Below are 12,836 nucleotides of genomic sequence, written 5' to 3' on the forward strand. Positions count from 1 at the left end.
AGGTGGTTCCTGGCCCGGCGGAAGGCCGAACCGATACCGGACGAGTTGTCTAGCGACTCCGGCAATCCGCGTGCGTCCCAGTTCACCGCGTCCGGACACCGGGTACAGACGGGAAAGGTGTCCGGCCCGCGACCTCCTTCTCCCCCGGGCGCTGGAACTCCCCCAGCAACCGCGTTCCCGACCGCTTCTCCGGCTTGACAGTCACCGTGGCACCGGCTCTGACACCGGCAACGTCGGCAGCTGTCCCTGCCCATGACCGCCTGGAGGCCTGACCGCGATGATCGAGCCGACTGATCCGCGCCTGAGTGTCATCGGTACCGGTTACCTGGGCACGACCCATGCCGCCTGTATGGCGGAACTGGGATTCGACGTGGTCGGCGTTGATGTGGACCCGGTCCGGATCAGCTCTCTCGCCGCTGGCGAGACACCGTTCTTCGAACCGGGCCTGGAGGCGCTTGTCCGCAAGAACCTGGAGTCCCACCGCCTGCGTTTCACCACGTCCGTGGCGGATGCCGCGGCTACCGCGGACGTCCACTTCATCTGTGTCGGGACTCCCCAGCTGCCTGGGGCGAACACCGCCGACATGCGCCACGTCGACGCCGCGTTCACCGGGCTCCTGCGGTCGGGAATCCGGCCGGGGGCGCTCATCGTCGGAAAATCCACCGTGCCTGTCGGCACGGCCATGCGGCTGGCGCGACGGCTCGACTCCGAGGCTCCCGGCGTGGAGCTCGCGTGGAACCCGGAGTTCCTGCGTGAGGGCTTCACCATTGACGACACGCTGCGGCCCAGCCGTCTGGTCTTCGGCCTGCGTCCCGAGCCGGCCAAGGCCCAGCGCGCCGAAGCGCTCCTGCGGCGCGTCTACGCCACGCTCATCAACGCCGGGGTGCCGGTCGTCGTCACCGACTACCCCACGGCCGAACTCGTCAAGCTTGCTTCGAACGCGTTCCTCGCAACCAAGATTTCCTTCATCAACGCCATGGCAGAGATCTGCGAGGCCACTGGCGGGGACGTCACCGCGATGTCCACCGCGATGTCCTACGACAGCCGCATCGGCGGGCAGTTCCTGCACGCCGGCCTCGGTTTCGGTGGCGGCTGCCTGCCCAAGGACATCCGCGCCTTCCAGGCCCGCGCCGATGAGCTCGGCGTCGGCCAGGCGCTCGGCTTCCTCGCGGAGGTCGACGCCGTCAACTCCCGCCGCCGCGCCAAGACCGTGAGCCTGGCCATCCAGCTATTGGGTGGAATGGTTGCTGGCAAAAAGATCGCCGTCCTCGGCGCGGCGTTCAAGCCCAACTCCGACGACATCCGTGACTCGCCGGCCCTTGACGTCGCGGGTGCGCTGCACCGCGCCGGTGCCGTGGTGACCGTCTACGACCCGGCGGCAATCCCCAACTGCCGCGCGGCCCACCCGCAGCTGACCTACGCGGACAACGCCGTCCTTGCCGCGGCCGGCGCCGACATCCTCCTGCACCTCACCGAGTGGAGCGAGTTCCGTGAGCTCGACCCCACGGTGCTCGCTCCGGTGGTCGCCAGCAGGATTGTCGTCGACGGCCGCAACGCCTTGGACCCAGCCGCATGGCGCGCGGCCGGCTGGGCTTACCACGCGCTGGGCCGGCCCGCCTGACGACGAGCCGCGGCCGGCTGCCTCGCGGCGGTCTCGGCCCGTGGTGTCCGGGCGCTCATGTCCAGGTGGTGACTTCGCCCAACGTGCCGCTCGCCACGTCGTAGACAAAACCCCGGACTGACGTGGACGCGCTTAGGAAGGGACTGGAGCGAAGACGCGAGACAGATACCCGGATGCTCGCCTCAAGATCGGTGAAGGCGTGGACAGGCCACGCCGGCCGCACCCCCACGTGTTCGAACAGTTTTTCCCGAAAACCGTCATCCGTGATGGTCATCATCCCACACTGGGTGTGCTGCAAAAGAATGATCTCCGTCGTGCCGAGCTCGTGCTGGCTGACCGCCAGCGAACGGATCACATCGTCGGTGACCACACCGCCGGCGTTGCGCAGGACATGCGCGTCGCCTTCCGCGAGGCCCAGCAGCGCATGGACGTCCAGCCGGGCGTCCATGCAGGCCAGGACCGCCACACCGGTGGCGGGCGCGGCTGGGCGCGCCCGCGTCGGCGCGTCGCCGGCCTGCCGGGCCGCCGCGAAGCTCGCGGCACGCGCCACCATGGAGTCGGTGGCCGTGCGGGAAACGGTGGCAGTGTGTGAGCCTTCGGCCCGTACTGAACCTCGGCCGTCGACCATGGTCATCGTGGTGCAACCTCCATCGGCGCGGTGGACACAGCAGAACCAGGTTCGTTCGTGCACGGCAGCGTCGCCGGGAACCCGCCAGCGCGGTGTGCCGCCACACAGCAGCCCGGCCAGGCACCCGCCGAGCCGCTGTGTGGCAAGTCGTCACCACAGCCAGCCGCAACAAGGATGACGCGGCCACGCCGCTTTCGCCAGCGGTACGCGGCCCAACAACACAGATCGCAATCGCAAACGCACGTTGACCGTACGGAGCGAAACGCACATCACGGCAACCAGCCCGACAGTCGAGTCACCAACCGGAGCAGGGGGCATACTTGCCGCGAGGGATCGGCCCGACAGGCTACCCGGCGACCGCGCGCCCGGCGTTCCCGCCTGGCCAGGACCGTCGGCACGCCCGTCGCCAGCCGCACCCCCATGTCAGCGAGATCGCCGTCCCGACTAGCCTTTCGTGCGCGGCCGTGGACCTACTCACGCGCCGGTATTGCGCTGTGACACAAGCATCGAAGGGGATCGGCGTCCTCGAGGAGGAGATCAGCGAGAACCGGTCCAGTCAATGACGATGAATTTTAATCTTGCCGGTCGCCGGCGGCGTCGAGAACCTGGAAGGCAGCCGGCCCCGCGATGATGATTTCGCTCGCGCGGCCGGCGGCCCAAACAGCTAGGGGGGTAGCGGATGAGCCAGGGGAGACCGTCGGTAGACTCAGCCGGTGACGCAAACCGGTCAAGAGCACCCGAAGCATCTGAGGTGAACGCGGCACCGGCGGAGGCCTGCGCGGAACGATCACGCTGGCAAGTGCTCGGCCATGAGCTGGCGAAGTTCGGAGTCGTCGGCGTCGTCTGCTACGCCATCGACGTCCTCGTGTTCAACCTGTGCCACGGGCTTGTGGGCATGGGTCCGCTCAGCGCGAAAACCGTCTCCACCATCGTGGCCGCGACCTGCGCCTACATCGGCAACCGGAACTGGTCGTTCACGCACCGGGCGCGTACGGGCCTCAAGCGCGAATACACACTGTTCGCCATCCTCAACGCCATGGGTCTGGCAATCGCCCTGGGCTGTCTGGGCTTTGCCAACTACGTACTGAACCTGCACAGTGTGCTCGAGCTCAACCTGGCCGGAAACGTGGTCGGCACCGGGCTCGGCACCATCTTCCGGTTCTGGGCCTACAAACGGTGGGTCTTCCTGCATCCCGACGATCCGAAGGCGGCGCTGCATACCGCGGCCGAGGCGCAGCGCCGGCAGGGTGTCCCCGAGCCCGCTGGCCACGCATAGCCGGGGGCGCATCGGTATCGGAACAGAACCCCGGCGTTCCGATACCGATTGGTTCCCATCAGCCGTGGATGCGCTACGCTCTGGGACAAGCCCGCGCGTTTCCTTCTTGTCGGCGTCGCCGCTTGTGACGGCAGGCGGAGCGCGTCGAAAGCCACCGGATGGCACGTGTCGGCTTGCAGCCGGCTGGTCGAAGGCGGCATAGTTCCAGTTTGGGCCGCCCGAGACCTCAGGAAACCTAGGCCACAGGGGGACGCCGTGGTGCGGCCTACGCTTGATTCGTCCCGCTCCGGGGGCCGCCCTCGGGACGATTCACGGGACGGCGCGATTCGTCGCGCCACCCTTCAGCTACTCGCCGAAGTTGGGTACGACGGCGTCACCATGGACAGGGTGGCCACCCGGGCGAAAGCCGGCAAAGCCACCATCTACCGCCGCTGGCCCTCCAAGGTCGCCCTGGTCATGGACGCGATCACGACGATCACCGAGCAGTCCGTGCCCATTCCCGACACCGGTTCGTTCCGCATGGACATGCTGGCCTTCATCTCCTCGTTCCGAGATGCCATCGGCGATGACCGCGGCAGGATCATCGCCGAGCTGGTGTCTGAAATGCCCCGTAACTCCGAGCTGCGCGAAGCCCTTCGCAATGGGCTGCTCGCCCAGCGCAAAACCGCGTCCGATGTCATCGTGCACCGCGGCATCGTCCGCGGGGAAATCAGCGCGGAGGTCGACCACACGGTGCTCATGGAGCTCGGTCCCGCCCTCGTTCTGCAGCGGGTGCTGCTCTCCGGAGAGGTCGTCGACGCCGCGTTCATGGAACGGATCGTCGACGACCTCATCGTTCCCTACGCCGTCCACGGCTTGGCGGACCAGCCGACGCGCTGACTCCGGGCGGCGCTGGGAGCACCGCGGCGAATTGGTTCCCAGCGCCGCGCGACAATGCTTTTCTCGTGCGGGCGGAAGCGCGAGAACGCCTGACAAACGGGGGGAGACATGACAACCGGCCAGACACTCGCGGTCGACCTCGGTACCGGTTACACGTCCGCCTGCGTCGGCCTGGACGGCCGGGGGGAATCCCTGCGGCTCGGGCCGGGCGGGCCGATGCCGGCCGTGGTCAGCCTCAGTCTTGACGGCCGGCTGCTGACCGGTACCGCCGCGGTGGACGTCGCGGCCACCCATCCCGACCGCGCGCAACGTCATCCGTTACAGGCGCTGGAAACGACCGAGCGGGTCCAGCTCGGTGAGGTGACCATCCCCACGATCGAGCTGATCGCCGCCGTCCTGCGCCAGGTCCTGCACGAAGCGGCCCGCCACGCTCCGGGCCCGCCACCCCGCCAGGTGGTTCTCACCGCGCCGGCCCGATGGACAGCCACGGAGGTCGACAGCCTGCGGGCAGCCGCTACCAGGGCGGGGCTCACCGACGTCATGCTGCTTCCGGAACCGATCGCGGCGGCCCGCTATCACGCCGCCCCTGACAGCATCCGCGCGGGCACGGCCGTTGCGATATATGATCTTGGAGCCACAACCCTCGCGACGACGATTCTCACCGCGACACCCAACGGATTCGAGATCCGCGGCGAGCCCGGCGGCAATCCCGCCTTCGGCGGTGACGACATCGACGATGCCTTACTTCGCCAGCTGGCGGACCGTGCGCGCACGGTCGACTCGGCCGCCTGGGACGAGCTGTGGGCCGATCTGAGCCCATCCGGGCGCCAGCGGCACAACCAGCTACGCCAACAGGTCATAGCAGCCAAGGAAGGACTGTCAACCGCCACCGTCCGTGCCATTGCGGTCGGCGGATCCATCGGCGACATCCAGCTCACCCGGGCGGAGCTGGAAGCGTCGATCGAGGGTGACCTACGCGCGACCGTGACCGAACTGATCCGCACAATCGAGCGTGCGGGGATCCGGCCCGGCGAGCTCAGCGCGATCTTCCTTGTCGGCGGATCGACCCGCATCCCACGGATTTCGGCGCTGGTGACGGAGCTGACCGGCATCCGCCCCCGGCCCGCCGCCGACCCCCAGGCCGCGACAGCGCTGGGCGCTCTGCTCACCGCGACCGCGACCGCGATGCCCGCTGGGCCCGGATCGATCCCCTACGCCGCCCGCGTCGCAGCGGAACCCGAGGCGGGTGCGGCCGGTGCCCGCCCCTTCGGGGCCCGGGATGACTATGCCCCGACCGCCCGCTACCCGTTCGGTGAGCTCCCGCGCTCAGACACATACCCGCCACCGGGCGCATACCCACCACCGGGTGGATACCCACCGCCGGGCGCATACCCACCACCGGGAACGATGGGCGGACCGCCGCGGCAGCAGCCGTCAGGCCGGCGGCAGACCGCCATCATCGGAGCGATCGTCACGCTGCTGGTCCTCGCCGTCGGCATTCCGATGATCGCGCTGACCGTGGCCAGTTCGGACAAACCCGACCCCAGCCCGACGGCGGGCACGACCCTGCCCGCGATCCCCGCCGGACCGACGGGCACGCCGCGGCCCGCCTCGTCGGCGTCATTATCGCCATCACCATCACCATCGCCGTCGCCGTCCCCGTCGGCAACCGGGTCCACCAACGGTCTGACCGTGGCCCAGCGCAGGCTGCGGGCGCTGCTCGATCCCGCTGAGATAACGGACTGCGAAGCGAATCCGGATGCCGAGGACTCCGACATCGACGCATCGCTGACGTGTGTGGCGAGCAACGGCACAGCCGTGATCGCGTTCCACTACTACACCGCCAAATCACTGCGCGGCGACGTCGACTACCGGTCCGGCCAGATCACCGACGAGGGCAGCTGCGAGAACGGCCGTTCCAGCGTCGGGACCTGGCAAGTGAACAGCAGTTCCACCGTCGACGTCGGTGCGCTCCTGTGCTACTACCACAGTGGACGGTTTGTGATGTTCTGGAGCTACGACTCAGATCTCGTCAGCTTCGCCGCCGCGGACACCGACGCGGCATCCCTGTACCAGTGGTGGAAGCGGTTCGACCCCTTGGCCTGAACCACCGCCGGCAGTGACCCGCGACGAGCCGATGGCCGCCGAACAGCCTAACCGGTGGGTGACCCAGGGCGTGTCTGATGGATCTTCGATCGTGCGGATCAATGCCCAGAAGGCGTCCTGCGGCGTTGTCGTCGGTCCGGATAGAACACCGCTATCCGGACCTCCTCCGCCTTGCAGGCCACTTTCTAGATCATCGCCCACATCGACCAACATCCATCAGACACGCCCTAACGGTTACGCTCGTGGCCGTAACCATCGACGTCGGTGTTGACGGGGCCTCGGCGCCGAAGGTCGATCTCGTCGACCAGCCGGTAGATGGTTGCGTGCACCTCTTCGACCCGTGGCAGATTCGCCAGCACGACCTGACCGCGTTCACCGGCGCTTTCGATGGTCAGCGTGCCGGAGCCCAGCAGGCGTTCGGCGAACGAGTGGTGGAACGAGACATCGTTGAGCCGCTGAAGCGGGATGTCACGGCCGTTGCGGGAAAAGACGCCCGTCCGGATGACAACACGTTCCGTTGTCACAACATAACTTGTCGTGATCCACTGTAACCACGGACGCAGGCTTGTGACAGTGAGCAGGGCCGCCGCGGCCGTGATCACGAGCCACTGTGCCGCATGCTGGAACGAACCCGCCGGTATCGCCAGCACACCGAACAGCGTCAGGCCCAGAACCACGACGAACGCGGTGGCCGGCCCAGCAAGCCTGATCCAGTGCGGATGAAGGTGCAGGACAACCTCTTCATCGCTGGTCAGAATGCTCTCTGGAAATCCCACGCGGCCGATCGTCTCACCGTCACCACGTCAGCGGCGCCCGAGGGTCGATCGGCTCGGCGTCACCGCAGATGGACGACGTCCCCCGCGGCGAAGGCCCGGCCGTCCACGACAAGCCGGCCATGGGCGTCCACAGCTGTGGCGGCGCCCACCACGACAGCACCGTCGGGCAGCTCAACCCGCACCTGCTGACCGAGCGTCGCGCACACCGAGCGGTAAGCGTCCCTGGCACGATCCGGTTCCGCGAGCCAGGCCCGGTATCCCGCGGCGAGTTCCCGCAGCACCTCGATCAACAACTCACCCCGGCCAGTCGCCGGCCGCGACGCCCGCCGCTGGCAGAGCGCCACGCTGGTCGCCCCGAGGGGCAGCTCATCGGCGGCCGTATCGACGTTCAGGCCCACCCCCACGACCACCGCGGTCGTTGCCGGTTGGCAGGGAACGGCCTCGGCAAGGATTCCCGCTACCTTCGCGCCGTCCACCAGCACGTCGTTCGGCCACTTGAGAACGGCCGGGATACCGGCGGAACCGCGCAGCGCGCCAACCAGCGACGCGCCGGTGAGCAACGGCAGCCAGCCGAGGGCCGCGGCCGGCACCATGGGCCGCAGCAGCACCGAGAAGGTGAGTCCCGCGCCCGGTGGCGAGACCCAGGACCGGTCAAGACGCCCACGGCCGGCCCACTGCGACTCGGCGACCAGCACCCGCCCTTCACGGGCGCCCGCCTTCGCCGCCGCCACAAGATCGGCGTTGGTCGAGCCGGTCTCCCCGACGACCCGCACGTCGAGGCCGTCGTCGGCGAGCGCCGCCGCTACCAGGCCGGCGTCCAATGGAAGCCGGCGCGGATGTGTCTTCGATGTCCGCATGCCAGTCAGGGTGCCACCGACCGGCCTGTTACCGGAGCGTTGTCCTGGCGGGCTGACTACCGTTACGTTCCGCCACGGGTACTGGTTTGTGCCCCCCACCCGCGAATCGAGCACGCGGAGCCGTACCCGCCGTACGCTGCCCGGCATGGTACTTCCTGTTCCCGCTCAGAATCCCGCGCAGGGCTCGGTACCCGACCTTCTGACGGCCACCGGCAAGATTGCCGAGTTGAAGCGGGTCAACGACGAAGCGGTACACGCTGGTTCCCAGCGGGCCGTTGACGCCCAGCACGCCAAGGGCAAGATGACAGCCCGTGAACGGATCGAGGCATTCCTCGACCCCGGATCGTTCGTCGAAACGGACGCGTTCGCTCGGCACCGCTCGCATGATTTCGGGCTCGATCGCAACCGCCCCTACGGTGACGGCGTGGTGACAGGATACGGCACGGTGGACGGCCGCCAAGTCTGCGTGTTCAGTCAGGACTTCACGGTTTTCGGCGGCAGCCTGGGCGAGGTCTTCGGCGAGAAGATCATAAAAATCATGGACCTGGCGCTGAAGACCGGCTGCCCGGTGGTGGGTATCAACGACTCGGGCGGCGCGCGTATCCAGGAAGGCGTTGTTTCGCTGGGCCTCTACGGTGAGATCTTCTATCGCAACGTGATGGCGTCGGGAGTCGTCCCACAGCTTTCGCTGATCATGGGCCCGTGTGCCGGCGGTGCCGTTTACTCCCCCGCCATCACCGACTTCACCCTGATGGTCGACAAAACCAGCCACATGTTCATCACCGGTCCAGACGTCATCAAGACCGTGACCGGCGAGGACGTCGGCATGGAGGAGCTCGGCGGCGCGCACACGCACAACTCCCGCAGCGGTGTCGCCCACTTCCAGGCCGTGGACGAGACCGACTGCCTGGAGAGCGCTCGGGCGCTGCTGTCGTTCCTGCCGTCGAACAACATGACGGATCCGCCGGCCTTCGCCGCGGTGGCCGACATCCAAGCGGAGATCACCACCGAGCTGGACGTGTTCATCCCGGACTCGCCCAACACTCCCTACGACATGCACACAGTGATCGAACATGTGCTCGACGAGGGCGACTTCCTGGAGATCCACGCCCAGTTCGCACAGAACATGATCTGTGGCTTCGGGCGGATCGACGGACGTTCGGTGGGCGTCGTCGCCAACCAGCCGATGCATTTCGCCGGCACCCTCGACATCGACGCCAGCGAAAAGGCGGCACGCTTCGTCCGGACGTGCGACGCGTTCAACATCCCGGTACTCACCTTCGTCGATGTTCCCGGCTTCCTGCCCGGTACCTCGCAGGAGTGGAACGGGATCATCCGCCGCGGCGCGAAGCTCATCTACGCCTACGCCGAGGCCACGGTCCCCAAGGTCACCGTCATCACCCGGAAGGCCTACGGGGGTGCATACGACGTCATGGGATCGAAGCACCTGCGGGCCGACATCAACCTGGCCTGGCCGACCGCGGAAATCGCGGTGATGGGCGCCCAGGGCGCGGTAAATATCATCTACCGCCGGGAACTCGCGTCCACCGACAGCCCGGAAGACCGCCGCGCGGAACTGATCGCGGACTACACCCAGCACTTCGCCACCCCCTACATCGCCGCCGAACGCGGGTACGTGGACGCTGTGATCTCGCCGTCAGTCACCCGTCGCGAAGTGATCCGAGCCCTTCGGCTGCTGCGGACCAAGCGGGAGTCGCTCCCGCCCAAGAAGCACGGAAACATTCCGCTGTAGGTGCGCCTCACCTTCATGAAAGGAACGTCAGGTGGATACCAGCGGCGACAGCCACACCCGTCCGTATCTGCGGGTGGTGTCGGCGAACGCGTCCGCCGAGGAGATTGCCGCGGTGGTCGCGGTGCTCCGCCTGCGGGCGGCGGCCTCACCGCCCGGCCCGACGGCGCCGTCGGGCTGGACCGACCGGGCCGCGGCGCTCCGCCAGACCGTACGTTCCGGCCCGGACGCGTGGCGGCAGACCGGTTTCGTCCAGGGCGTCCGCACCCGAGCCGACTGGTAACCCGCGGAGGTTCCGGCAGCAGGGCGTTCGGCCAGACAGCGGCGTCCGGGTGGATGGATCGCGAAGCCGCGGAGAGATACGCCGGAGGTATCGCGCGTCGACCGACGAGCCAGGGCACCCATGCATCGCGCGGCAATGGACGGGCAGCGATGAGGCGAGGCGCCGCCCGGACGCCGCGAGCCGGCCAGGTCCTGTTGCCGGCGCCGCTAAGAACTAAGAACGCCTACTGCCGACAACAGATGTGAGGTCCCCGGCCTCCGCGGGACATTAGGACTCAGCCACGCTGAACGAGGACGGGAGAAACGTGCGTAAGATCCTCATCGCCAACCGGGGAGAAATCGCTGTCCGGGTCATCCGCGCGTGCCGGGACGCCGGGTACGCAAGCGTCGCGGTGTACGCCGAGCCCGATATCGATGCCCTCCATGTCCGCATCGCGGACGAAGCGTACGCCCTCTCGGGCAACACACCGGGCGACTCCTATCTTCGAATAGACAAGATTCTCGATCTCTGCCGGGCAAGTGGCGCCGACGCCGTCCACCCCGGCTACGGCTTCCTGTCGGAGAACGCCGACTTCGCCGAGGCGGTCATCGCCGCGGGCATGACCTGGATCGGGCCGCCGCCCGAGGCCATCCGGCGCTTGGGTGACAAGACCGCGGCCCGGCACATCGCCCTTGCCGTGGGGGCGCCGCTCGCCCCCGGCACCGCCGATCCCGTTGGCGGCATCGAGGAGGTCCTGGCCTTCGCGGATCAGTACGGGCTGCCGGTCGCCATCAAGGCAGCCTTCGGCGGTGGCGGGCGTGGGCTCAAGGTCGCGTGGAACAGCGACGAGCTGCCTGAGCTCTTCGAAAGCGCGGTCCGCGAGGCCACCGCCGCGTTCGGCCGGGGTGAGTGCTTCGTCGAGCGCTACCTGGACCAGCCCCGCCACGTCGAGACCCAGATCCTCGCGGACACCCACGGCACAGTCGTCGTCGTCGGCACCCGGGACTGCTCGTTGCAGCGGCGCTACCAGAAACTCGTCGAGGAGGCCCCGGCGCCGTTCCTCACCGAGGAGCAGCGCACGTCGCTTTATCAGGCCTCTCGGGCCATCTGCCGGGAGGCCGGCTACGTGGGCGCGGGCACGGTCGAGTTCCTCGTCGCCCGAGACGGGATGATCAGCTTCCTCGAAGTCAACACCCGCCTGCAGGTCGAGCATCCCGTCACCGAGGAGACCAGCGGCATCGACCTCGTTCGCGCGCAGTTCCGCATCGCCGAGGGTGAGGCACTCGACCCGACCGACCCGGCCCCCCGGGGGCACTCGATCGAGTTCCGTATCAACGGCGAGGATCCCGGGCGTAACTTCCTGCCGGCCCCGGGCACGGTCACCCGGTTTGTCGCGCCCACCGGGCCGGGTGTGCGGGTCGACACCGGTGTCGAGTCCGGCACCGTTATCGGCGGCGCCTTCGACTCGCTGCTCGCCAAGCTGATCGTCACTGGCGCGAGCCGGACCGAGGCGCTGGAACGCGCCCGCCGCGCGCTGGCCGAGATGGCCGTCGACGGTATGGCCACGGTGCTGCCGTTCCATCGGGCTGTCGTACGGGATCCGGCTTTCGCGCCGGGGGACGCGACCGAACCGTTCCGAGTGCACAACCGCTGGATCGAGACCGAGTTCGACAACACGATCCCGGTCTTCACCGGCGGCGCGGACGCCGAAACCGCGCCGGTGGAGCGAGAGTCGGTGGTGGTGGAGGTCGGCGGCCGGCGTCTTGAGGTTGTCCTGCCCGCTGGCCTCGGATCGGCGGCCGCTCCGGCGGCCGGTCGCGCGGCTCCGCCCCGGAGACGCTCCGGCGCGAAAGCAACGAAGGCCGTTGCTGGGAACGCACTGACCAGCCCCATGCAGGGCACCATTGTCAAGATTGCTGTCAGTGACGGCGACACCGTCGAAGCCGGTGATCTTATCGTCGTCCTGGAGGCGATGAAGATGGAACAACCGATCACCGCGCATCGGGCGGGTGCCGTGGCCGGGCTCACCGCGACCGTCGGTGCCGTCGTCTCCAGTGGCGCCGTCCTCTGCGAGATCACAAGCGACCGGCAATAGGGGTGTGGATCAAGGAAAGGGGCTGGGGCACCTGCCCCAGCCCCGCGACGCCGCACCCCCTGCTGCCGGTTGCCCCAGGGACTGATCCCGGCCGCTTCCCGGCCGGCTGACAGACTCCCGGGAAACCTGTCCGTAGGCTGGCGAGTGTGGCAGCAGGCATGGAAGCGGGCATGGAAGAGGGCCGGGTTCCCGGGGACGGGTCGGTGGACCCAGGCGGCAAGCGGCCGGTGTCACCCGAGCGACCGCCCTTTGCCGGGCTGGTGTATTACCTGGTGGGCGGAACGCTGCCCCCGCGGTACACGCCATGGGTGTCGCACGATCTGACAGGTCCGCGGTGGCGGGTCCGGCAGGCTTCCCGCCCGCCGTTGGTTATGCTGCCATTCGCGATCATGTTCGCGCTGCTACCCGGGCGGCTGGAGGTCCGGCTCACCATCTCGATCTTCCTGCTCGTCGCGACGGTGGGACTCGGATTCGCCACCGCTGGCCACTTCCGCAACCGGCGCCTCGTCCAGCACGGTCTCGCACCGGTCCTCCCGCCCGAGGAAGACGACGGCATCGACCTTTAGAGCGCCCGGCAATAGGGGAC

General features: G+C 68.2%; 11 protein-coding genes. 8 read left to right on the plus strand and 3 right to left on the minus strand.

Features of this window, described 5'->3' with window-relative positions; translation table 11 throughout:
* Positions 1-277 precede the first annotated feature (277 nt).
* Positions 278-1,621 (plus strand): UDP-glucose/GDP-mannose dehydrogenase family protein, encoded by a 1,344-nt coding sequence (locus MJ785_RS07465; protein ID WP_239380249.1) that lies wholly within the window; start codon positions 278-280, stop codon positions 1,619-1,621.
* A 55-nt stretch (positions 1,622-1,676) separates the two neighbouring features.
* Here the strand turns inward: MJ785_RS07465 and MJ785_RS07470 are convergent, their stop codons facing one another.
* Complete coding sequence (locus MJ785_RS07470; protein ID WP_370651619.1) at positions 1,677-2,255, minus strand: beta-class carbonic anhydrase; 579 nt, start codon at positions 2,253-2,255, stop codon at positions 1,677-1,679.
* Positions 2,256-3,000: 745 nt separating this feature from the next.
* On the opposite strand from MJ785_RS07470, the gene MJ785_RS07475 reads away from it, so the two are divergent.
* The 3 genes from MJ785_RS07475 (at position 3,001) to MJ785_RS07485 (ending at position 6,510) form a co-directional block, all read left to right on the plus strand.
* Positions 3,001-3,525: a GtrA family protein gene (locus MJ785_RS07475; protein WP_239310764.1), complete on the plus strand. Its 525-nt coding sequence runs from the start codon at positions 3,001-3,003 to the stop codon at positions 3,523-3,525.
* A 258-nt stretch (positions 3,526-3,783) separates the two neighbouring features.
* A complete protein-coding gene (locus MJ785_RS07480; protein ID WP_239380250.1) occupies positions 3,784-4,404 on the plus strand; it encodes a TetR/AcrR family transcriptional regulator in 621 nt (206 codons plus the stop codon).
* Between the two features lie 108 nt (positions 4,405-4,512).
* Positions 4,513-6,510, plus strand: coding sequence for an Hsp70 family protein (locus tag MJ785_RS07485; protein ID WP_239380251.1), 1,998 nt, complete (start codon positions 4,513-4,515; stop codon positions 6,508-6,510).
* 227 nt (positions 6,511-6,737) lie between these two features.
* On the opposite strand, the gene MJ785_RS07490 is transcribed toward MJ785_RS07485, so the two are convergent.
* Both MJ785_RS07490 and MJ785_RS07495 read right to left on the minus strand, forming a co-directional pair.
* Entirely contained in the window at positions 6,738-7,286 is a 549-nt protein-coding gene (locus tag MJ785_RS07490) for a PH domain-containing protein (RefSeq protein ID WP_239310767.1), read from the minus strand.
* Between the two features lie 59 nt (positions 7,287-7,345).
* Positions 7,346-8,143, minus strand: a complete 798-nt coding sequence (locus tag MJ785_RS07495) for a biotin--[acetyl-CoA-carboxylase] ligase (RefSeq protein WP_239380252.1) — start codon at positions 8,141-8,143, stop codon at positions 7,346-7,348.
* A gap of 145 nt (positions 8,144-8,288) precedes the next feature.
* Here MJ785_RS07495 and MJ785_RS07500 point away from each other — a divergent pair, with 145 nt between their 5' ends.
* From MJ785_RS07500 to MJ785_RS07515, 4 genes are all read left to right on the plus strand, one after another.
* The gene (locus MJ785_RS07500) at positions 8,289-9,896 is read left to right on the plus strand and encodes an acyl-CoA carboxylase subunit beta (RefSeq protein WP_239310769.1); all 1,608 of its coding nucleotides are present in this window, start codon (positions 8,289-8,291) and stop codon (positions 9,894-9,896) included.
* 31 nt (positions 9,897-9,927) lie between these two features.
* Positions 9,928-10,176 (plus strand): acyl-CoA carboxylase subunit epsilon, encoded by a 249-nt coding sequence (locus MJ785_RS07505; protein WP_239310770.1) that lies wholly within the window; start codon positions 9,928-9,930, stop codon positions 10,174-10,176.
* Positions 10,177-10,480: 304 nt separating this feature from the next.
* Positions 10,481-12,250, plus strand: coding sequence for a biotin carboxylase N-terminal domain-containing protein (locus tag MJ785_RS07510; protein ID WP_239380253.1), 1,770 nt, complete (start codon positions 10,481-10,483; stop codon positions 12,248-12,250).
* 146 nt (positions 12,251-12,396) lie between these two features.
* Positions 12,397-12,816 (plus strand): DUF5313 family protein, encoded by a 420-nt coding sequence (locus MJ785_RS07515; RefSeq protein WP_239311393.1) that lies wholly within the window; start codon positions 12,397-12,399, stop codon positions 12,814-12,816.
* Positions 12,817-12,836 lie beyond the last annotated feature (20 nt).

The sequence above is a fragment of the Protofrankia sp. CiT1 genome (assembly GCF_917627335.1).
Classification (GTDB): domain Bacteria; phylum Actinomycetota; class Actinomycetes; order Frankiales; family Frankiaceae; genus Protofrankia.

What these genes read in the sequence shown, in the direction of transcription:
- MJ785_RS07495 (WP_239380252.1), bottom strand. Translation starts at nt 8,143, where the DNA reads ATGCGGACATCGAAGACACATCCGCGCCGGCTTCCATTGGACGCCGGC.
- MJ785_RS07485 (WP_239380251.1), top strand. Translation starts at nt 4,513, where the DNA reads ATGACAACCGGCCAGACACTCGCGGTCGACCTCGGTACCGGTTACACG.
- MJ785_RS07465 (WP_239380249.1), top strand. Translation starts at nt 278, where the DNA reads ATGATCGAGCCGACTGATCCGCGCCTGAGTGTCATCGGTACCGGTTAC.
- MJ785_RS07470 (WP_370651619.1), bottom strand. Translation starts at nt 2,255, where the DNA reads ATGACCATGGTCGACGGCCGAGGTTCAGTACGGGCCGAAGGCTCACAC.
- MJ785_RS07500 (WP_239310769.1), top strand. Translation starts at nt 8,289, where the DNA reads ATGGTACTTCCTGTTCCCGCTCAGAATCCCGCGCAGGGCTCGGTACCC.